This window comes from Sphingorhabdus sp., assembly GCF_046154385.1.
Taxonomy (GTDB): Bacteria; Pseudomonadota; Alphaproteobacteria; order Sphingomonadales; family Sphingomonadaceae; genus Sphingorhabdus_B.
Map to the genome: position 1 here is coordinate 16,205 of NZ_JBJXFW010000034.1, position 24,079 is coordinate 40,283.

The 24,079-nt window shown below is 53.2% G+C and carries 10 protein-coding genes; 1 reads left to right on the top strand and 9 read right to left on the bottom strand.

What is annotated here, in order from left to right; translation table 11 throughout:
* Window positions 1–55: 55 nt before the first annotated feature.
* The 9 genes from ACKVOS_RS06115 to ACKVOS_RS06155 all read right to left on the bottom strand — a co-directional run bounded on the left by ACKVOS_RS06115 (window position 56) and on the right by ACKVOS_RS06155 (window position 23,013).
* On the bottom strand, window positions 56–13,225 hold the full coding sequence (locus ACKVOS_RS06115) for a filamentous haemagglutinin family protein (protein WP_409211130.1): 13,170 nt from the start codon (window positions 13,223–13,225) through the stop codon (window positions 56–58).
* Window positions 13,226–13,334: 109 nt separating this feature from the next.
* Entirely contained in the window at window positions 13,335–15,071 is a 1,737-nt protein-coding gene (locus ACKVOS_RS06120; RefSeq protein ID WP_409211131.1) for a putative porin, read from the bottom strand.
* A gap of 46 nt (window positions 15,072–15,117) precedes the next feature.
* Window positions 15,118–15,831 (bottom strand): energy transducer TonB, encoded by a 714-nt coding sequence (locus ACKVOS_RS06125; protein WP_409211132.1) that lies wholly within the window; start codon window positions 15,829–15,831, stop codon window positions 15,118–15,120.
* 16 nt (window positions 15,832–15,847) lie between these two features.
* Window positions 15,848–16,255 carry an ExbD/TolR family protein gene (locus ACKVOS_RS06130; RefSeq protein WP_373475820.1) on the bottom strand — a complete coding sequence of 136 codons (408 nt, stop codon included), beginning with the start codon at window positions 16,253–16,255 and terminating at the stop codon, window positions 15,848–15,850.
* A 14-nt stretch (window positions 16,256–16,269) separates the two neighbouring features.
* Window positions 16,270–18,036 carry a DUF2341 domain-containing protein gene (locus ACKVOS_RS06135; protein WP_409211133.1) on the bottom strand — a complete coding sequence of 589 codons (1,767 nt, stop codon included), beginning with the start codon at window positions 18,034–18,036 and terminating at the stop codon, window positions 16,270–16,272.
* Between the two features lie 28 nt (window positions 18,037–18,064).
* Window positions 18,065–19,723, bottom strand: a complete 1,659-nt coding sequence (locus ACKVOS_RS06140) for a ShlB/FhaC/HecB family hemolysin secretion/activation protein (RefSeq protein WP_409211134.1) — start codon at window positions 19,721–19,723, stop codon at window positions 18,065–18,067.
* 127 nt (window positions 19,724–19,850) lie between these two features.
* Entirely contained in the window at window positions 19,851–20,939 is a 1,089-nt protein-coding gene (locus ACKVOS_RS06145; RefSeq protein ID WP_409211135.1) for a glycosyltransferase family 4 protein, read from the bottom strand.
* Entirely contained in the window at window positions 20,936–21,964 is a 1,029-nt protein-coding gene (locus ACKVOS_RS06150) for an acyltransferase family protein (RefSeq protein WP_409211136.1), read from the bottom strand. The genes ACKVOS_RS06145 and ACKVOS_RS06150 overlap by 4 nt, the downstream gene beginning before the upstream one ends.
* Complete coding sequence (locus tag ACKVOS_RS06155; RefSeq protein WP_409211137.1) at window positions 21,961–23,013, bottom strand: acyltransferase family protein; 1,053 nt, start codon at window positions 23,011–23,013, stop codon at window positions 21,961–21,963. The genes ACKVOS_RS06150 and ACKVOS_RS06155 overlap by 4 nt, the downstream gene beginning before the upstream one ends.
* Window positions 23,014–23,132: 119 nt before the next feature.
* Between ACKVOS_RS06155 and ACKVOS_RS06160 the strand changes: the two genes are divergently transcribed.
* Complete coding sequence (locus ACKVOS_RS06160; RefSeq protein ID WP_409211138.1) at window positions 23,133–24,047, top strand: sulfotransferase; 915 nt, start codon at window positions 23,133–23,135, stop codon at window positions 24,045–24,047.
* Window positions 24,048–24,079 lie beyond the last annotated feature (32 nt).

A 24,079-nucleotide genomic window follows, 5' to 3' on the forward strand; every position in this document is an offset into this window, starting at 1 on the left:
AATTACCAAAGCCAGGTTATGCAGTATCGTTAACGCCGCAGAGCATTTGCTATTTTTACTCCGGTGTGCACTGCCCATTTGCATCGGGCTCTTTTCCATCGGGACATGTGTCACTGCCACCGAGATAGCCAAGAACGTCAACGAAAATCCGCGATTGGCGATCCGCACCTTGACCGGCAGCATCGTTCGCCCGGAACGCATTGGCCGCGATAGCAGATGCCGCACTTGCCGGAGCCGGCGGCGCGGCCGTAGCACCAATGCTGGGTACACCCGAAACCGAACCACCCGCTTTGAAGTTGTCGGCGTTGGTCACCCGCGCGGCAGCCACGAAAACATCGCCCGATGCACGAACACCCGCATCACCTGCGTCCACCGTTCCAACAGGCGCGATCAACCGGACCGATGAAGGCTCGATATCCAACGAGGGACGGAATGCCGCGATACCAGCGCCAGAAACGCTGCCTGCACTGTCGACTTCGGAAAATCCGTTAGGATTGAACCGCAGCGCGACGGGCGGGAAGTTCGACGAACTTTTCGGACCCTGACCTGCGTTCAAATCGCCATTGGATGACCACAAAGTGATGTCACCACCGCGTTGTGTGAACAACCGGCTTTGATTGAGTACGAAGCTTCCGTCTGTAAAGCCCCTGACTTCGCCACCGCGCAAGGTCAAAATGCCCTCGGCGCCCAGCGGAATGCTGCTTATCCTGCGGGCAGCGGTCAGTAATTCGGCTTGATTTATGATGCCCGTACCGCGCGTCACCGCGCCACGTCGCGACAATTGCGATTCCGTGCGAACTACCGAGCCAGCGATGAAATTGCCGCCGGGACCAACAAGGGTGATGTTGCCACCCCGTGCTGTCTGGATAGTTGCAAGACGTAAATCCACGTTGCCGGTTTCGATTGCGGTTGCAACCAGAGGCTGGCCATTGACCAATATTTTGGTGGGCACACCCGCCGGATGATCGGCGCTGATTGTTGAAGGATCTGTTTCATAGGTCGATAAGTTATCAGTATATCCCAGCCGCGCCGGGAACAATGTTTCCACCGCGCGATAGCCGCGGATAAATTGATTGAACGACGCGCTATTTGGATCGGACGCGGCCGCAAGTTCACCGAAATACAACTGGTCGATCAAGAACCGGTTGCGGGTAATTTGGCCAAGAGCGGAAAACGCGGCATAAACGTCCGCATATCGGCTGTATATATCCGCACTCGTCGGTGCAGTCGTGCCAAAGACCGAGGCGAAAGCTGCTGGCTCATTCTCTTTCAACCAGGCAGCAAGAACGGGCGCGTAGGTAAAGCGAGAACGATCCGCTGACATATTGCCAAGTTCGTCTTCAACTTGTTCGAACAAATCGCCGTCAAGCCGGGCAAGGTTAGCCGGGTCAAGATATGTGCTTTGCAAAGCGCCATATTGGATGCCCTTGCCTACCCCGAAAAACGCGTAAATGTCTGCGCCTTGCGGATCAAGCCACGGGTTTGCTTCATTGCCAATGGTGCGGATGCCGCCCGCTTCATTTCCGGTCGATGTCAAAAACGGACCGAGATCACGCCCTGCTTCGACAAATAGCGCGCCTGCGCCGCCGACAAGAATGGAGTTGCCCTGAACAATGCTTCTGCCGCTTGTCGTCGGGTTGGTCCCGACCAGGGTTGATCCGACAATATCGCGACCCGCGGTAATGCGCGTTACGTCATTAGCGCGGACATTTTGCCCTTGGAAATAAAGGTCGATTATATCGCCACCAGCGGTAATCCGTGCCTGTTTCGGCAAGGAAATATCCGCAAGGTTTATCGTTCCGGCTGCAAATATACGCACCGGTTCCGGATCCGATAAATGTGTGATCCGGCGATTGTGCAAAAGCCTGAGTTCATTATCGCTGCTTGAGTTGCGGAAAGTCGGGAATCCGGTTGTCAAATTGGTGTCGCCGCCGAAGAAGACGGACGGCACTGCATCGCTCATTGCCAGAACGAGATTGGAAATATCTCCGCCCGCGAAAAGCGAGAGCTGACCATATTCGCTCGCGTACATAACATTTGATGTGAACAGATTTTCGCCGGCAATATTGCCAAAAACGATATCACTATTGATCGAATTTAACGCAAGTGATGGCGGCAGGACCATGCCCGATACGTTGTTTATCACGGTCAATGTCTGGTCGACTCGGTTACCGACAATTGTCACATCGCCTGATCCTGTTAGGCGCACTCCGGCTATCGATGAAAAGAAGCCCACATTGGACAATTGCGCGGTCTGCAATAGAGCGCCGGAAACACCGAGTGCCCCAAGACCTCCAATTGTGACGGCTCCTCTTGCTGTCAGATCAAATGTAGCATCTGCAATGCGAACACGTAAAAGGTTGCGATCATCAAGCTGGAACGATCCCAATGTCGATGTCGTGCCAGCCGCATCAACATTCCCGCCAACATTTGCGAATGCGCTTCCCGATGCGATGTCGAACTGACCACCATTGATGTTTCGGCCGGTGACGATCGATAGGTCTCCGCCGCCCAGTGTCACAAGAGTCTGGGTTCCATCGATCGATCCCGTTACGAGGCTATTGTTCAGCGCAACCGTTAAGTCGGAAAGATCGCGACCGGCACGGATACTGACATCTCCACCACCAAGCGCGCCAACGCCCGATGTGAAAAAATTCGGTGCAATCGAGGCTATCGTGTTCGTGTTGGTTGCAAAACCATAGCGCCAGCGTTGATTTGGCGAATTTGACCCGAATGATGTCGGAACACTTCCGCCGATCGAAACATCGCGCAACGAAGGCGAGAGTAACGATCCATTTTCGCCGTTGATTTCGTTCCATACATCGCGTCGGCCCAGGATGTCATTCCCTGCCTCTAACGAAATGCTGCCACCGTCTTTTGAGAATACCGGTGTGATGCGAAGTCCACTGAATGGACCAGGTACATAATTTGTGACCAATTCTTGTGGTTCGGGAAGAATTGCCCCCGCCAAATCATTTGCCGAAGCCCTTACACCAGCAGTATATACCGCTGTTCCGCCCACTTGTGCTGAAACAGCGTTCTGTGCTTCAGACCGCAGCACGGCGCCTATCGTTTTACGAAGATCAATATTATTGGCTGCAGCAATGTTTATCGTGCCATCGCCGGTTCGCACTTTGGTTCCGACATAAACCGTTTCGGACCGCAACGCGACGGTCGGCGTCAGGATATTTGCGACGGACGTATAGCCCGGGAGTTTCTGCGTGACACCTTGGCTATATGCTTCCGCAAATCCTGAATCTTTCAAAAACGCGACTACATCTCGCAACCGGGCCTGAACTCCGGTCGGGTTAGTGCGTGGCCCCAGGAACAGATTGCCGCTTTGAAATGCCGCATAATTGCGGGCCCGTGTCCGGGCTTCGGCTGCCGCGCCCGTCGTACCTGCACCCCAGTTCAAGACCGTATAGAAATCTGCGTTGAATTCAGGGTCCGTCCCGCTGTCCAGCAGATCGAGCAATTCGTCGAGCGAGTAAAGGGCGCGATCGGCATTGCCGACTTCAGGGCCGTTGAACCCAAGTTGAAACGCGCCGGCCAAGCTACCCGTGCCGCGCGTGCCTTCGATTTTATAGCTTGTCTCGCCGGAGATCGTCACCGAACCTGTGCGCGACAGGCTGATTTGCAAAGGATTGGCCGACCCGGTTGTTGCTCCCGAAACGAAGTTGATGCTGGACGAATGCGCTGCGGTTCCATCTGAAAACAGGGGGAACAATTCAGCGATACCAAACGGATCGCCCGTACCCCCTGCTGCGGCTTGGTTAGCCAGCGGATTGTAGGGCGCATTGATATAAGACGGGGTGGTTTCAGAACCTTGTTGGGCAGCACCAATCTGAATGGTTACCCGCGTCGCAGGCGGCCCTGCAATAATAGTGGGCGTGATATTGCTAAACAGTTCCGAGTCAGAACACAGCGCCGCTTCCCCGGCCCCGCAACCCAGATTGAGCGACGGGCTGTATGTCCGGTTTCCGCCACCCAGTTGATAGTTGATGTAATCCGGGTTCGTTGCATCGTGGAACGCAAAGAACCCGTCACTGACGCTATTGCGGATGTCGAGATTGCCTTCCGAGCGCAGGGTGACAACGGGTGCCTCACCGCGGACATCTCCGTTGACCCGATATGTCATGTCGATAAATCGTTCAAAAAGCTCGGCTTCTTTTCCGAAAACAACCTCATAACGCGGTTGCCCGGCCAGCGGTCCGGATGTGTAATTGCCAAGCGGAGATTCAACAATCAATCCCGCTGCAATGGCGTCACGATAACCGGGTGTTCCGTCAGCATTTACAATCTGCCCCGCACCCAGGTTCCAGTTGCTCAGCAAGCGGACATCATTGAACGAATTTAACTCGACACCAGGACGTAAGCGATAGTCTTCCAGCGCTTCGCCATTTGGACCGGTCACCGAGAAATTCCGGATGAAGTCAGGGATTGTCCCCGGCGCAACATCGCTCAGGAAGTTTGCCTTACCCAGCCTGATTTCACTCGCATCAAGGGTAATTACATCGGCAGGGAATGCCAGCCTTAGCCCCACGCCTGAATAGACGTCGCTGTTGAAAATGGCATCGAGGTCGAACGTGCGATACGCCTCGATAGACAGATCCCGCGCGCCCGAAATTTGCCCACTGTTAATGAAATTGATGCTGTTGTCAGAAAGTAGCGGCGCACGGAATGAAACTAGCCCACCACGGTCGCCCTTCGCCAACCGGTAAACCGTTGACTCGATCCGGGTAAGTTGATCGGTTATAAATTCACTGACCAAGCGGTCATTGGTCCGGGCCGCACCCACATTTATCTTCGCGCCATCGGCAATGGATAAAAAGGCTTCAGTTCCGGATGTTTCGGGTATGCCAATGCCAATCGTGACATTACCGCCACTCGCTTGGCGCGCATCACGTGCGCCGTAACCGGTCGTGGTCGACACAAGCGAAGCGGTTGCCGCTAGCGAGACTCCATTACGGCCAAAAATCGAGATGTTCCCACCATCAATCCGCGCATTTTTGTAACGTGGATCGGTCAGTGCGATGTTGGTAACGTCATCGCCGGATGTGTCGATCAATCCCGCGATTGAGACAACGCCACCGTCTGCGGTCAGGCTGACACTGTCCGCAAAGATCGACTGCCCCGACGCTAGGTCAAGATTACCCGAGCCTGACCGAATGGCGATATCGCCCTGAAAGCGGGTTCCATAATTTGAAACAAACTCGCCCAGCGCGAATGCGGATTGTCCCGCGTCGAGGAATAATGATGCGCTGCGTCTCGTTCCCGCAACAATTGCAGAATTGAGATTGGCCAATAAGGTCACCTCACCCTCAGCCGCCGAGATTTTCAAAGTGCCCGCTTGACCGACGCCATTATCAACGATCAACGAACTGGTCGCCGATGTGTCAATGACCGTACCAACTCCGGTCGAGATCAAGCTGATCGTCCCGCCATTTGCCGAAACAATGGTTTTGTCGATACCATCGTCAAATGTACGGGTATATCCAGGTGTCTGGATGGACGCTTCGCCCTTTAAAAAGATTGATCCTTCCGCAGTGACATCGACAGTACCGGCGGATGCGCGAATGATCGTCCCGTCAATGGTAATGTTCGATGAAATGGCATTGAACGCATTACCGGCATTGAACGCAATCCGCGCGCCAGGTGCAGCGTCACCCTTGAATGCAGACCCGGTTCCGGCAAGCTTTGTGATATTGATCGCACCGACAGTGGAGAAGCTATAATCGGGGCGGATGTAATTTTGCCGCGGATCCGCGACGTTTGACCGGTCAATGATGAACGGCGTTATCAGATTGATCGGTGTCTCAAGATTTTCGTCAAAATTGACCGAACTGAACCCACCTGCGCCGGTAATATACATCCCCTCGCGCGCCGCCAAGGTAACACCCGTTTCGGCAAGTCCAGCGTCAAAGCCCCAAGTCCTGAATTGTCCGCTGGCGAACGTGATGTCAGTTGCGTCTATGGTGAGAGTACTAAGCGCGCCACACAGACGGGCGCCTGCATCTTTGCATGCCCCCACGTCTTTGGATGAATTCCCCAGAGTTACGTTGTCGGCAAATATCGCCACATCACCGGTCACTGCATTCAACGGGATCGGTTGCGACAAACCGATGCCGGCGGCATCAATAGTCAAATCCTTGTACCGATAGGTTCCGGGATTAAAATTGATAATGTCAGGTGACCGCAAAGTTAGTCGGCTTGCCAAACCAAATTGCGCCTCAATTTCCCGACGGAATGTCAAGCTACCGATCCGCAGGGCATCAGCAGAAAGCGCGAGAGTGAATTCACCACCGCTCGTTGCCGCGCCAATTTTCGCAGTGCGATCAATTGCAAATGTCCGGCTGGTATCCAGCGTGATTGCAGCAGCACCCAAAGTCGCCCCTGCGCCGATATCAAGCCGCGCGGGTAACAGGCTGTTGCGAAGCAGGAAATCGCCCTGACGGGTAACAAGACGCTCCGAACCATTGGCCAACCGTATCAACGCGCCTGACCCGGTTGGGTCTATGCTGCCGGAAGAAGAGCCAACAAGCCCATTTGCGTTGATGATATAGTCACCCGTCCGCGTGTCATTCAAAATGCCGGAGGCGGTTAGCACCGCGCCCGTGCTGCCAACAGCCGCATCTTCAATAGTGAGCGTCGAGCCAGGGCCGCCTACCGCTAACAACAATTCGGGAGCTGTAAAGTTGACATTGTTGTCGACCAATAGCGTGTTGGTAACGACGTCCAAACGGGTCGTTCCATCGGCGTTATTGTTCCGGATGGCACCGATCGAAAGACTTTCTGCATTGAAATTTGCAAGCGTATCGGTTGTCAGCAACACATAATCCTGTGTTGCGGCCTCTGCCAACGCACCCGCGGCTGCGATACGAATTTTGGTACCGCCCAAATCAACTTGTGCGCCCAAACCACCAGCCGATGGTGCCGTTGCAAAGGCACCTGCGACCCGTAACGAGGTTAGCGGTGCAAGAACAATGCGAGCGGCATCGCGCGGTAAAAGCGGGGCAACATTATTGCTTCTTTCGGCCAATTTGATAGCGGATGCCGTTCCCGATGTTACTTCAATGCGCGAATATTTTGTGAAAACATCTTTGGTCTGGATCGTAAATGATCGCCGCTGGGATTCGGCAAAATCGGTGCCTGCGGTGGAATAAACACCGCCGACCAGAACACTGCCATCCAGCAATGTCGTCGATGTGCCAATTGTCGGCACGTCCGCGCCCGTATTCTCTACGATCCTGAACGCACCGGGCAACAGAGCGTAGCGAGCGGGCAGTAGAATATATTCCCCAGCCGCGATCCCCGGAGCTGCATCAAGGGTTACACTGCGTCCGGCATTTGCACCGTAAATATCTCCACCGGCGGTGGTGCCATAATCGGCTGAATATATGGGATCGAACAGGGCGATGGTTGCGCTATTCTTGGGCACCAGGGCATAGACTTGGCGGCCATCAGCATATTGGAAGCCATCGTTGCCACTGAAAATATCAGGGTTGAACCGATCAAGAACGTCGCGTGAACCGCCTGTTCCTGGAATAAATTCAAAGGCAAAAACGTCACCGCCGCCTCGTGCATCGACACGCACTTCACCAGCCGCATTGCTGTCAATGAAGATATCACGGCCCGCCAAGCGCAATTCGCCAACAGGAGTCGATGTCAAAACAGCATTCGTTCCCGGAGAGAAGAAATACTCGATGGTGTCGGTCGTGGTTCCGTATGGGATCAGTAGCGCGTCGTTGGAGTTCAAGTTGGTACGGGCGGAAACCGACGTGAGACTATCTGCACCAAATTTGAGCGAAATCGTCGCCGGTGCGTTGACCGTGGAACTGACCAGGGTGGACTGGTTCGCACCAATTTCAAGCAAACCCAAGGGTGCCCTTAAAACACCGTTTTGTTCAATATTCGCACCCAAGATCCGAAGATAGCTGCCGGCCGAATAGGGCGCATCGGGAATGGAACCCCCCTGCCCTTCTATTTTGACCAGACCATTAACATTGCTGGATGCAACCGTGAAAGGATTGGCATTGTTTGGACGACCAGCGCGGCGATTTTCAATAAGCTGCTGGAGATTTCCGGTACCCGTCGTCGCATAAACTTGCGCGGCTTTGAACAGCAGATCGCCGTTCGAAACGAGTTGACCCGAAAGTCCGGGTAAAACTTGCCCTTCGGTATTGGCTTGCAAGGTTGTGCCGATCAATCGGATATCACCGGTGGCATCAAAGCTGACGCTTCCCCGGTCAACGCCGTTTGTCCGGGACGATACGTTAAATTCGACCGCGCCAACGATATCGATTGCCTTAGCACCGAAACTGATATGCCCGGCGCCAGTTGACACACCTTGCCCGCCAACAATTTGGTTGCTGCTCGCAAATCGGATGTAAGGCGCGAGGATCGACGCATCTGAACCGGCAGCCGCATTGATAACCAGATTGCCAACCGAACGACCACCGTTCACGAAATCTGTAGTCGCGATAAATGCCTTGCCTAAATTGAGGGTGACATCACCTACAGTTGTAAAGCCGCCGCGTGCCACCAATGTCTGGAAACCGGCGTCCATAATCTGCTGAGCAAAAAGGGTATTTCCGGCATTTGCGGACCCGTCATCGCTTTGGCGAATGGTCGGTGCAACCCAGTCAAGAAACCCGCCATTTGCGCGCGTTTTCGTTACATCTGAATCTCCGTCATCGCCGCCAAAGGCCGTGATTTCAGCTCCGGTTAGCAGTGCCCCGTTGCCGATTATCATGCGACCGGCGTCACTCCACTGGGCGACCGCTCCAAAACTGGTTTGGGAAATGCGCTCGTCAAACTGGCCACTGCTGCCGTTCAGATTGATAACAGACCCGGCGGCGGCGAATAATTTGTTGCTGGGGTCAATTGGCGACGTATTGCCTGTTTCATTGAAAACGCCACCAGAGCGCGCAGTTGATATCAGCCCCCCGCCGACGAGCCGCCCAATACGTTGTTGATTGCCATTGGCCAAAAACGGCGCTCGCGGATTGTATAGTGCTGTCCCCGAAAGATCGGTAACGCTTGTCGATGTTAAATGAATACCTTCATTCAGGGCAACGCGGCCGGTAAATATCAGATTGACGTCATCATTTCCTGCGGTTGCCGGATTGACGAGGCTGAATAGCTGTCCATTGGTAAGTTGCTGGATACCGGCGCTATTGGGATACGCATCGATCAGCGATAGGGCATTTTCATCAAAGCCATTCGATTGACCTGCGGCAGCGCCGCCGAAAATTTCGGTAAAACCACCGCCGCCAAGTGAAGCGTCCTGAACGCCGACAACACGCGACGCACGCGACGCAACGCTTAAGATTTCATCAAGCGTGTCATTCTGTATAATAGATCCGCCCGCGATCCGTATCGTTCCCGCATTGTAAAGCCTTGGTAGCGTAATGGTTGCGCCAGCCGCACCTGTAATCGAACCGCCAGCTTCGACGTCAAGCTCGGTCAGGCCGCCCAATCGGAGATTGGCAGCTTTACGGTCCCAGATATCTGCAGGAATGCCCGGAGTGAGGATCGAACCTATATTTGCGCCGGTGGCCAGCGCCGTCAACGATGTGACCGTTGCCGTGTCCAGCAAGGACGGCAAAACGGACTGTGTCAGATCGAAGGTTTCGCCGGCTCCGATCCGGAATATTTCCGTCTCCAGAAACGCCGAGTTACCGCCATTGCCATTGTTGAATAGTCCGGACACAATACGGGATTTGAAAGCCGACAGGTCTAGCGTTCCGAAACCTGTTTTCTGCAAGAAATCCAAACCGATACGCGGACCTTTGCCCGTTACGTTTGAACCCATTGCGATGTCAGGCGCGACGAGTTGGAAGGTGCCGCCGCCTCCAAAACCAAATCCTTTAAGAGATCCCGCTTCAAAGCTGATTTCCGAAACAAGACGGTCGGGAACAAGCGAAGGCGTGACGCGTGTCTCACCGACATTATATGGCGTGAATCCGACAGTCTGGTTTGTACCGCCAAGGGGAAGGTCGGCGTTTCCGGTGTTGCTCGTATCGGTGTCCGTCAGGACCGTAGCTGCATATCGTGTACGGTTTATAAGCGAGATATCACCGCCTTTAGCGGTAAGATCGAGCGTGCCGTCGGATGCAATATATCCGCCAGAAGAAACGTCGAGTAACGCGTTCCGTGCAATACGGATACTTCCGGAAAGGTCGATTGCGCCTGTCAGATTACTGGTTGTCGTACCTATACCGGCAAAGACATTTGGTGCCACGGTCAGGCTAATCGTTCCGCCATCACCCCAAGCATTTCCTAATGGGCTGTCCGGGGCAATGAAATCATTCACCCACAGGCCCGCTGTAGACAGGGTTCCGTTGACCAATATATCAAACGGATTCAATCGCGGATCGACGGAAAAGAATGCATCCAGATCATCATCATCACGAAACGGCGAGCCCTCACTGCCAAGGCTAATGCCACTTGCGGCCCCAAAATCAGTGGTGCGAGCGCGAATAGAACCGGATGCAGCAGTTATGTTGCCGTCAAATTTAATACTACGTCCGGCCTCAACGCTAAACACACCGCCATTTGCCAGCGACAGATTGCTGCCAGCTTCGAGAAGAAATCCACCGCTTGTCCGTAATGACAATGCCGAGAGGCCGGCAGCGGATAAAGCGGCATCGCTAAAGACGATCGAGCCGGTCGGTGCTGCTGTGAGACCGCGGCCAATGATGATATCGCCACTTAATTCGTTTGTGTTCGTCCGGTCAAACGCGCCGACGCGAAGATAGCCGCCGGATGGTAAATCGCCGGCATTGGCCTGCAATTGCCTTAAGTCCCCGGCAATAGTGGACGATATTCCAGGACGACGTCCATTTTGAATTTGGCGCGCACCTGCAAAGGCGCTGCCCCGCAACGTACCTTCGATAGTTGCCGCCGATGCGCTGATAATCAACGAACCCGCATCGCGACCTTCATCATATCCATATTCAAATCGACCGCCTTGCAGGATCGAATTGGCATAAGTGCGCGAAATTCCGAATTTGGATTGCACTTCGGTAAAGCCATCGCCCACGGCGACAAATTCATCATTCGGGTTCGCTTGCCCGATGTCCACAATGCGGCCGTCCGATGTCAAAAGACGGCTGGTCCTCACAATTCCGTCGGCATACCGGACCCAACCGCCTTCGAAATCCAATGTCGCGCCGCGGCTAATCGTGATTTTGGGGGCTGTCGCCAAAGATGCCGCGTTTTCCAGTATCGCAACGTTCAGGTTCAGATTTCCACCCTTGGTCATCAACTCGGCTGCGGTCACGCCAATTTGGCTTGCTGCGCTACCCGATTCGATCAGCGGCGATCCGACATAAGCTACGCCATCGTCGCGAACTCCGGTGATCCTGGGATCAACATAAACCGCTGCGCCGTTGAGCGTAAATTCACCATTCGTATTGGTTTCCCGATAGTTCGGGGTGTCGCGCAGTTCGTTCCGTTTTACAGGATCAATCAACAAACTGTTGCGCGACGCGTCAAGCAATACATCCTTCACACCACCAACGTCGATCAGAACACCGTCAGCAATATCAATCCGGCTAGCCGCCAATGCCGCAAATGCATCCGGTATTTCTCCGCCCTGGAAACGGCTGCGGACAAAAGTCTGCCCTGCCACGCCGCCCACATCGACATTTGCGCTGGGAGCATAGATTAAAGCATTTTTTCCAATGCTTACGGCGGCAGGACCAAATTCGCCCAAAGGCGAAGTCGCGCCTGCAAATGGATTGAGATATACTCCGCCGATCTGAATCCGCGACGTTTTGAAATTAGCAGGCTCGGCCGAAGTACCTTGCGGAACGGTTTCGCCATTCTTGTCAGGCGTTATAACCAGTCCACTGGCTTCGCCTTCAATATCCGCACCGGACAAGGTGATATTCCCACCCAATAATGAGATGCTGCCGTTCCGGGATACGCTTGTCGTCGCAGCGATAAGGCCTGCGTTGATAATGCTGCCTGTCAGGCCCGTTCCAAGGGATGCATAACCGCGTGCCGTCTCAATCAGGCCGGAGTTGATTACCGTGTCGGTTGCTGCACCAAAGGACGTCCGGAGTATTAGGCCGCGAACCAGAGGATCGACTGAATCAGTGCCACCAGTAGATGCGGTTGCGGTGATAGCCCGGCCCGCCTGCAGGCTAACCTGACCCTCAGATGCGGTGAGATATCCGTCATTGGATACACGCGGCCCCGCCAATATAACGAAACCGCCTGTTCCAGCGGTAATATTCGCGCCGCGTTCAACCGTGATCGCGGCATCAGGATTAGCATTGAATGCCGTACTGATTGTGGAGGCTGTATAGAAACCCGATACTTCGGCCGATACAATCGTGGGAGCGAGAACCTGATCGCCCTGACCGACGGAAGATTGCAGCAAACCATTTTGTAAAAAGCTGATATTACGTTCGTTTAAGGTTAGCCCAACGAAGCCATTTTCGATTGTGCCGCTGGGCGCGATGACACGTCCCGTTTTGACAAAATTTCCGATTTCCAGACTACTGGCCAGCAATGAATTGGCGCTTACTTGCGCGCCATTGCCGAACATGACGCCATTACGGTTTAAGACAATAACCGTGCCATCAGCTTTAATAGACCCAAGGATTTGCGAAGGAGAGGCGGCCGCGTCGACTACTCGGTTCAGCGCAACCCAATCCTTGTTCTTACCCTGATCGAATTGAAGGGTTGTGTTGCGACCCACATCAAACCGGTCCCAGGACAAAATAGCACGCGATTCATTCTGAACAATGGTCACAAGGGTGCTGCCGCCCGTTACCGTTTCGGTTGGTAACGCTGCGCCCTGCCATGTGACGCGGCCCGTTGAATCTTGCGCGGCCCGCAATGCACCGGCGGCAAGCGCCTCGCGCGTGACGCCGCGCGCAATGACCAGACCTTGCAAGCCTTCGGGAACTGCCGTGCCGCCCGTCGCGGCAGTCCGGGCCTGTTTGACAAATCGCTGGATATCATCGGCACGTACTTGTGTGGCAACCGAACGATCGAGAGCCTCGCTAGCGGCACGTGGCCGTATCTGACCGGGAACCGCGCGCGGAGCAACCACCGGGGCCGTCGCTGTAGCGCCGCGACGTGCCGCCAATTGGGCATGCGCCGCGGTGGGATCAATCAACGTCGCAAGAACAGCTACGCTTGCAGTACGCATCAAAATCGAACGCGTACCAACCCCTAGCCGCGTCAAGCGGACATTCAAATCAACCATGTCAAATTACCCATTTTTTTAGAAAAGCCGTTTCGAAAAAAGTTACGAATCGGTTAATTTCAACAGCTAGGTTAGATTTGTTTCTTTCTTTTGACCGTTTTGTTGCGGCCTAAAACTTGGCAACCAAATCAACTTGCAAAACGTCGATAGAAAGGGGTGGGCCGGATACTTCATTTGCGCTCATCCAGCGGGTACCGACGAAGACACCATCATATAAACCGTAGTTTACCCCGACGAAATATCCCTTGGAATTCGTTCCTCCAAGGTGGAAATCGCTGTCGGTCAATGCATCAAGAACGGCGTCGCTTTCAAGGTAACGATACCCGGCAAGTACGTTCCATTCCCCTGCTTTTTCAATATTTTTACGGCCCAGAATAGCCTCGAAGCGATAGCCTGTATCACCGCCGACAAACTCTGCTGGATCAACCGCGGCACAGAATATTCCGCCACCAGCGGCATTGTTGTTATAGGGACGTCCCAATAGTCCGTTGCGGCAAATATCGGCTTCGTCAAAACCGAGATTTTTTACATAACTTCCCGCCAACGTTACTTCGATATTGTCCGTAATCGGGACGTTAACTGAAGCGTTCACGTCAAGAATATTATATTTGAAAGTATAGCCGACCAATTGCGGGAGGTCCGCATTTGGATTGACGGTCACAATTTGACGAAGCGGCGACAAAGTGTTGCCCTTGGTCAGGAACGCCGGTTGCAAAAAGTCGGTTGAACAAAAGCTGTCCGTCTCGACCCGGCAAGGCGTGGAAAGCTCGCCCTGCAGATTTTTGAACATATGATAGCCAGCGCCAAGCCTGACCGAAATATCGCCGAATTTTGCGGACGCTTCGATCTCGCCCGCAAAAAGATATTTTTGGGGCGTATCGATCTTGTCAAACTCGAACAATGGCGCGCTTGGAGACCCAAAATCAAGTGGGAAGGCTCCTCCGCGTGCGGCTATGCTGATATCTTCACCCAACATGGTTCCGGAATTTATATCCGCTGCAATCCCGTCAAGGTTAACGTCCTTGTCATATAAAAGATCGCTCGAACTGAAAGGATTTTCAAAGCGTCCGAACGTGACATTTCCCCATGAAACAGGTGCAACCTTCAGCCATGCTTTATCCAACCACAAATCGCGTTTGAAAAAGCCGCCGCCCAATGAGGCGTTCGTTGAAATCGGGCCTTCATTTTCGCCGGTGGCAATTGTTATGCCTGCAGTTACACCTGTCGCAATCGTAGCCTCGACCCCAAGGCGCGCACGCAGGCGCAAGTTATTCCAGCGATCATTGCGTGCGTTCAAAATGGGCAGCAAAAGACGCGGGTCATCGATGCCATAAGGGCTGAGCGCATTGATTGTCGCGAAATCGATAATTTCATTAGAGTTCGTCCGTGCATAAAGCTCGGATTGCGAACGCACCCGAACATCGCCATGCAATTTAATCCGCCGAGTCCAATCGGGCGCAGCCTGATCCGGCGCGGCCCAACGTTCGACACGCGCTTCTTTCATCACTTCGTTGCGAAGCTCGTCCTTGATCTGGGCCCGAACAGTTTCGGGAATATATGGCACGCGAATGGCCCCATTGGGTGCCGGTGGCAGTTCGCTAGAAACGCTCCGCTGGTTGGCGGCGCGCGCCTGTGCAGCTTCAGCCTCGGCTTGCAGGATCAACGCGCTTCCCACATCGGCGTCTAACGCGCCTTGCTTGACAAGGGCACGGACAAGATTGACCATCGCACTTTCCGACGGTGCATCCGCTTGCGCCAATGCTGGAAGCGGCATCAAAAGCACCGAAGCAAGTACAGCCCTTCGCAAATGCCGACCGAAAGTCGAAATGTTAGTGTTCAATCCCATTTTACTTTCCTTTTTAATTTAACATTCGGCTTTGAACCGATAAATTTCAAAATCGCTTGCGCCCCACCTTGACGCGTTGCGGCGATGGCAATGATTCCGGTCGGGGCTTCAATCCGCGGGCGGTCAGGAGCAGGGCCAACACCGTTTGGTCGAGCTTTGCGTTACCACTTGATCTTACGATCTTCGCGCGCGTCAGAACGCCGGAAGTACTGACCCAGACATCGTATTCACTTACAAAAGCGTCCACATTTACTTTTTTGCTGTTTTCAACGTGAGTTTCGAGAGCATTGGCAATGTTACGCCCCCAAAGTCGGTCAGCACCCGGGACCGTTTTTGCTGGCGCACCACAATTGGCACCGATGCACGTTCCCTTGCTGGACGGGGCACCCATGCCGCCTCCGCTTCCCGATGTTAGGCCGAATGAATCCGATCCTGCCTGGGCCGGGCCATCTATCTGCATCGGCGCAGGCGTCGGTTTGTCAGGCGTAGGTGCGGGAGTTGGTTCAGGCGTCGGATTTGGCTTATCCGTCGGCTCGGGCGGCTTTTCCTGTGGCTCTGGTGGCGGAGGGGGCGGTGGCGGCGGTGGCAACATATCGATTGCGGTTGGCGGTGTTTGTTCAACCGCCACACCCGGTACAGAATTCCACGACGTATATATAAACCAGATCAGGCCCAATAGAGCACAAACACCCAGCGCCATCGCCAGATAGGTTTTGGGACCTTTTGAACTCGGTTCCTGAAATGCGGGGGCCTGTGCCATGATGGATTTCAATCGCCTACGACGCGGCTTGCTTGCCAGTGACCAGACCGACTTTGCTTAAGTCAAGCCGGCGGCACAGATCCAGGACTTCCATGATCTTACCATATTGCGCGGTTTGATCCCCCTTCAATACAATCGGCACTTCGGGATCGGTCGCTTTTGCGTTCCGCAATCGGGTTTCCAGATCCGGTATGGTTACCGGAAATGCATCCATATAGATCTGGCCGTCATTGCTGACGGTCAACGCAATCGTTTTGGGCTGCACCAGACTTTTCGCGGAACTTGCCTTGGGCAAATCCACTTTAATGCCCTGAACAGAGGCTGTTGCCATCAGAATGAAAATAACGAGCAACACATAGGCCAAGTCCAACATTGGCGTGATGTTGATTTCGTCATAGGCCTTGCGGCCGCCACCGACTTGCATGGTCCAATCTCCCTTTATTCAGCAGCGATTTGGTAGGGGGGCGGAGTTTCCGCGGCATCGGCCTGCATTTCCGCGAGCCGGGTGATCAAACGGTCAACGAATACCCGCATTTCATCGGCAGCCGAAGAAATGCGACTGTTGATGTAGTTGTACCCGAACAAGGATGGAATGGCGCAGGCCATGCCGGCAATGGTTGCCAACAGAGCGGCTGCAATTCCGGGTGCGATTGCGTTGACATTGACATCGCCAGCCATAGCCACGCCGCCAAATGTGCTCATAACCCCGATCACCGTGCCGAGCAGCCCGATGAACGGACCACCGGAAATGGCTATGGTCAAAATAACCATCCATTTGTCGAGCTTCTGGTTTTCATCTACAACAACGGCGTCGACGGCTGCGCGCATCGCTTCGACGGCTTCGCCAGACAGCGGTCGCGATCCTCGGCTTTTTTGGCGGACTATAAGTTCGTCAATACCTGTTTCATACAAGCGGCCGAGCGGAGATGCCTTGATATAAGCGACTTCAGCTGGATCGATGCCCTTGATGTCCGCAACCGGCACCAATTCCTCGTGCATTTCCATAAAGCGTTTTTTGAACACTTTATTCGTGCGATCCGCCTTATTCAGATCGCGGATCTTGGTGAACATCAACCAGATCGCAGCCCCCAAGAGCAGCATGCAAAGACCGATGATGAATGCGTCAAGGGCGTGGATCTTGCCAAGAATAAAGCCCAGAACTCCGCCGCCGCTTCCTTGCTTTTCGTTTGATTCCGATACGCTGACCAATTTACCGGAAGGCCCTTCTGCATTGGCCATCGCCAACATCATCGCAGCAGGACGCGCAACTTTTGACAGGCGGACTTCGTCGATCTCGCCGCCAAATGGAGCCCCTTCGGCTCCACCAATCAGGATCGGGCCGTCAATCGCCGGAAGCGCAGCTGTCGCCGCCCCTGCTTCTATCCCGTTGACGTAAATCTTGATCGTCGTTCCGTCCGCGACAACGGCTATGTGACTCCAGTCAGCTTGCTTGACCGCCGAGCTAGCCTGTGTCGATGCTCCGCCTAATGCAACATAAGGCGCACCTTCGTTAATGCCGATAACCATAGGTCCACGCGCAAAAATAGCCTGATTGCCGGCAAGCTGGTCCGGCTTTACCCAAGCGCTGAACGTAAACGGCGCACCGGCCGCCATTGCAAGCGAAGGCGAGGCAGGGATAGTAATGGCGCCCTGCCCCGGAAAACGTGCGCTACGGCCAATTATTCCATTATCATTCACGCCCGGAGGAGCCGTTTGTGCAGCATTCGCATTTGCGGTTTTATCGGCAGGCGCGACGCCGGGGCCTTCACTAAAATGATACGCGGCCATGTAATCGGCATCAAAGCTGCCGGCGACATCTTCGCCGACTTTCGCATTGGCATTGCCGAAATAAAGCCATAACTGTTTTTTCTCGCCACCGTTCAACGTTGGCACCGAGACCCAGATTGTGGCGATGCCGGTCTTGGCGTCAAAGCTCTCGATATGATATGGCAAGGGCGACTTATCGTCTGTGTCGACGATACGAATGTCGGCTCCGTTTTCCAACGCCTCGGTAAATGTGAAATTGCCGCTGTGCAGGCGAATAAGCACAACGGTGCGCCCCACAGGACCGCTGACGTTTACACCAGATGCTGTGGTGTCCACCGTGACTGCCTTACGATACTCCCAATCCTTATTCCACCAAGCATGAGCAGGTGAAGTAAAGACGATTAAAGAGAAAATAAGTACTAAGAGTTGCCGTATCATGTTAGATTTCCTGAACCGAAGACATTTTTTAGAATTCACCCTTGACTGCAAAAGTATAGCGTGGGTCGCCTTTTTTAGTATCATTGGTACTTGCAACAGGCACGCCCACCATCACTTCGCCTGTGAAGCGGCCGAGTATCTTTATGCGGAGGCCGCCACCGAATGAGCCGATGCGGAATACCGACTGGGCATCAGGCAACGGGTCGATAACCGATACAATTCCGCTTTCCATGAAGCTGAAAAAGCGAAGCTCATCGACAAATGTGCCGACATAGGTCGCCAGTGATGGTGCACGAAACTCAACGGACCCTGCGATACCGCGATCACCCACTGCTTCCGATTGATAATATCCACGAACGGTCGAAAGCCCGCCAATCGAGAATTGCTCATTGGAAACAAGGTGGCTGTCGGCATATTGACCGGAAAACTTCGCTTCTGTTACCCAATCACCTGGAAAGCTCGCGGTATAGGTAAGGTCTACATTCACGTGTGCGAAGTTCTCGGTGCTATCCACCTCACGATTCGTAAATTGATCTTCCGGAAGGCAAATCGCCGCCGTCGGGTCAAAGCAGCTGATTTTCTTAATGACCCGCAAGCCGAGCGTTGAACTGACGCTCAGGTCCAGTGACGCTTTTTCCCTGCTTATCGACGCATTGTAACCCAGCGTCAGCGGCACATAGCTTATAGGTGCATTACTGATCGTGGTGCCACGCAGTCCGATGTCCTGCTTGAAATCTTTATAATCCACGCCAACCCGGAATGCGTGATAATCCCGGTCGAATGGCAATTGGTAAATGGCCTGCACGCCAACCTGGTAACCATTGCCCAAAACGTTCGTACCGCCGAGCGACGCAATATTGCTATTTGATTTATAGCCGCTTAAAATTAGCGTCCAGGGCGTACCGATAAGGGGCGCAGAATAGGATCCAAAAATCGCAGCACTGTCGGACCGTTTCTCCGGTGCGATCGAAAATCCAGCCGAAATCGTGTGCCCGATCTGCCACAAATTGGTGTAACGTGCCGAGCCGGTTAATCGCAACGGTACGGTATTGGGGCTGTTGTCGTTGTTCAGATCAAATGAAGCGTGAAGCGGAAAATCGCCTCGTACTCTCAAGTCAACATCAATTGTGCCTGGCACCTCGCCTGCATCGAATGACGGCGTGACTTCACGATCCGGAAAGCGATTGGCTGCGGCAAGTTCGCGTTGCAAATCTCTGAAATTAAGCGGTTTTCCTGATTTCACCGAAGGCAATTGACCGAGCAGTACAAGCGCAGAGTGATGTTTTGATCCCGACACTTTGACATTCGCAATCGGCGCTTCGCCGACCCGGATCTGTACCAGCCCCCGCGCAAAATCTTCTTGCGGTTGGGGTGGAACTTCAACGACGACGGCTTCAAAGCCCTGCTTGGCATAAGCGTCTTGAATCGCCTTACGCGCCAGCTCGACATCTGCGGGTGTCTTACCTGGTCCAAGGAAAGGGTAAATGGTTCGCTCAACATCAGCTTGCGAAAGGCTGGTGACCCCAACCACATCGATAGCCTGTATCATGAAGCTTTCAGGAGGAGCGATGACTTGCGCCGGATTGCTCTCTACCTCCTGTGCACAGGCAACATTAGGCACTGCCGCAATTGACAGTCCAAGCGTCGCACGGGACAGGTGTGCAAATATCGCAGATCGACACAGCATAGAAGCAGCAAAATCCCTGACGGTTTATTGAGATGTTAGAACTCGGGTCGAAAAACCCTCTGCGCGGCGTTCATGTAGATTCGAAGGCACCGGCATTTCAATTCTGTGACTAACAGAATTTTAACCATCAAATTTGTGTAAGAATTCCTGCCAAATTTAATGCAGCAGCGCGCCAGGTAAACTGACTTGCCTGATTTACCCCCGCTTTTACCAACTGCGAACGATATGCTGAGTCACTCGATAGCAGGGCAATCGCAGCAATCCATTCTTCTGCGTTATCTGGCGCACCATAAAGTGCCGCGTCGCCGCACACCTCTGGCAGCGCCCCGCAAGGCGCAACAATCGCCGGACACCCAAGAAGCATCGCCTCCAAGGGGGGTAGACCGAACCCTTCCGTGGTGGATGGAAACGCCAGACAAAGCGCGTTTTCAATCAGCCCGCGCAGTTCACCGTCACTCACCCGCCCTGCAAAAACTACATTGGCAGGAACCTCTATGCCCAAAGCCTCGAATGATTCTCGGGCGTTTCCTCCGAACAAGACGAGTTTGACGGACGAAAGCCGGCTATCGGCGAAAGCCTTCATCAACAAACCAATATTCTTGTGGGCCTGCACCGTCGAAAGCGCCAGAACATAAGGCGTCTGGTCCAATTTGAATTTACCGATGGTCGAATAATCCGGAGCCACATTCAAAACATGGTCCACGCCGTTATGGACGACCGAGATATGGTCAAGACCGCACAATCCTGCCTTAGCAATTTCCTGACGCGAAAATTCGGATACGGTCAGAATATGCCGATGGCGCTTTGCCATCAATGGCTGCACCGCATGATACCAAAGCCGAAATCCTTTCGAATAGGATTTAGGCGAAAGATGCACTTGCACGTCATGGATCATTGTCACGGCATCGCGCGCGATAACCGGGCCGATATTGCATAAATTCAGCAATGTCGCTTTACCTGAGTTCAACGGCAGGCTGATCTGTTCCCAAGGGATGCCTCGGAATGGCTTTATCACACGGATAGGCAAACGCATCGCATTTGACCGTTCCAAGCCATCATACGGGATGGCGACTTCTAATTTCAGACCCCGCACGGCTTCATGATTTTCAAACACTAAATCGGCCAGCGCATTCCCCAATTCTTGCGCTACACGGTGCACCCCCGTCGGGGCTGCCGACAGGAACTTACCGTTGAGCATGATGTTTAACCCGGTCATTGAAATCCCAAATATTTATTAAGGCCAAGCGCCCGAGTTATGCGTTCTATGATTAACGGTCCAAAGAGACCGGCGAAAACGCAGACTGCCAATAAAAGAGCAGGATGAGTTATGAGATCCAAACGGATCAGGACAATGCGCGTCCCCGCCAGAAACATCACGTGAAGAACAAAAATCGGCATCGTCATGCGGCCAAGCCATAACAGGATGCGCGAATCCGCCACACGCGGGAGACTTGCAAATCCCATGACCGCCACAACAGCAAATATCGCTGCAGCCATTGCTGGAAAACGCCACGCCAAATTGGCAATTTCCGGGGATCCTGCTGTAAACAAAGCAATGTCTGCTCCATATCGCGGCACGGCGGACAATGTTGCCGCTATCGTAGCCACGGCAACCAACGGTGCCACCACAGACTTTAACCACGACCCCCGCTTTATCACCAGTGCTTCCAATCCTGCGGTAGTCAACCAGACGCCAACCGCATAAAAGAAAAGATGACTGCAAACGAGCTTTAGCGGCACTGGCAAAATCAGAATCAGCGCCAGCGCCTTGAGTGCAAGTGCGAACAAAACAAAACCTTCACGACCCAGGCGGGATATAAGCACTAAGGACAATATATGCATCCAGAACAACGCATATAGAAACCAGAATTGCGACACTGTATTCCAGGGGAGCGATAAAATGACCGGCCAATAGCTTTCCGCCGGTCGGTTGACCAAAGTTCCAAGTGCATAAATGATCGTAAACTGGATAAACGACCACAAAAAATAGGGCCACACAATCGAAGGTAACAAACCCCGAAGGAAAACCCCCTGCCCTTTTTCGAGGCGCTGCGTGACCATCAGGCCGGATAGCAGGAAAAAAAGCGGCATATGAAAAGTGTAAATCGCAAAAAACAATTGCCGGAAAATATCCTGGTTTGCGCCCAAGGTAGAATCTATCAGCCCACCCAATGCATGGCCGATAACCACCAAAATTATTCCCAGCCCGCGCGCTGAATCAAGCCACTTGATCCGGTTCATGCCTTTGCCAATCCGGAACGGTTTCGGCCGACGAGGTAGCGTCCCAGATTGATCCCCGGACGTTCAATCATGTTATAACCGACCGCCGAAAGTATGATGGTCAGTGCTAACGCAGCAGGCACTTTTGCCCATGCGACAAAATATTGATCGGCTGCAGCGTTGGCAATCGGGTGAAGCAAATAGATTGAATAGCTGATTGTCCCGGCAAGAGGCAGGAAACCGCTGTTGATAATTGGAGACAGTCGCACGCGATTGACGAGCAAGATGGCAAAGAACAGCAACGGTGCAATCGTCCAAGGTCCCAGTGCCTGCGCCAAAGTAATACTGGGATGCGTGAAAAGGCCATATGCGATGCTGTTGGTCACCCAGCTGACGGCCAAAAAGGTTCCCAATGCGAACATCAAACCGTTACGAGACAGCTTGCCTGCATGAAATTGATAGGCCTGATATCCCAGAATTGCCGCATATATCATGGCAGGCCGTCCAAGCGGAATACGCGTTTCCAGCCACAGCGACACGAGACCAAGAGCAATTAAAATTGATGGCATCATAATCGCAAGCACAACCGCCGCTCGTTCCTTAAACGCCAAGATCGCCAGCGCAAACAACGCATACCAGATCATTTCAATAATCAACGTCCAGCTAACGCCCAGTATGGCGGGGACTCCGACAAAGTCCTGAATAAGCAATAAATTGGCGGCCCAGCGCCACAGGCTAATTTCCGGCACAAACCCCCATTGGCCGAGCAATCCGGTCCAACCTCCAACGGCAACCACACAAATTGCGGCCAAAAACAGCGGGTAGATTCGGCACAGACGTCGCATCAAAAATGCTCTTAGATCGAGCCCTTTGCGGACGGAAAAAGGAATTACATAACCGCTGATCAGAAAAAACAGCACGATACCCATGACGCCCGGGCCAAGTTTGACCAACCACCGTGTCGACAAGGTCGGGTATTTTTCCGCCAGATGCTGAAACACGACAAGCGCAGCTGCAAACAGCCGCAACGTATCGACAAAAGCAAGTCTGGAAGATTCGGCACTAGACATTTTCAGGTGCAGCTAGCAAAAGAAAGCAATGGCACGCAACTATTTATCTTATAGTAATAATAATGTAATATTTCACTTTAAACATAAGTTATGTAATTTGCATAAAAATAGACTATATCATGACTAAACTACAGAATATTATTTATATATCTGGATCTGGAAGAAGCGGTTCCACGCTTTTAGAAAGAATTATTCATTCTTCTTATGGAGTTTCCGCGCTTGGCGAGTTTCATTGCTTATGGCGCTTACATGAAAATGACATAACTTGTTCATGCGCAACACCATTCATCACCGATGGATTTTGGCAGCCCGTCTTAAAAAATGCGGGAATTGATCCGGCAGCACTCGCCCAATTGAGGGATCTTGAAGACAGGGTGTGTCGTACTTCTTTTATTGCGAGCCATCGCTTTGATATCAAAGCCCTTCGTAAAAACCCGGACGTGCAACGCTTTCTGGACATCCAGTTCCGGATTTATGAGGCCGTAGCAGATGCATCTGGCAGCACAGTCCTTGTCGACAGCTCCAAGGCCGGACCGCGGGCATGGCTGATGGCGTGCCATCCGATGGTGCGGACGATTCATTTGTATCGCGACCCAGCCGACGTCATCCTTTCATGGCGATCTGCGAAATTCGACCCAGGCATGGGGCAAGAAATGAAGCGCATGACCGTTGCAGCCGCCGCAACAGATTGGTGGAAAGTTGAATATCTCGTCAAACGTTTGGGCCGGAACACACCCGTTGCGCGGATGGATTATAGCGAATTATGCGCGAATCCCGAACACACAATAGGCAAAGCACTTGCAAAGCTGTCGCTATCCTCGGACCCGGTCCCTGCCTGGATTGACCCCACTTCTGTAAAATCGAAAGACAATTATCACTCGCTGAACGGCAACCCGGACCGATTTGACAAGGGACCGATCCGCATTTCCAAACGCGAGGCGGACTGGAGCAAAGTGAGCGCTGCAGAACGGCTGAAGATCGCGTCGGTGGCGAAAATATTACGGGTAATCTTGCCGAGCAACCCGACGTCATAAATTTGAGAAATTCTGCGCTTATTTGGACCTTC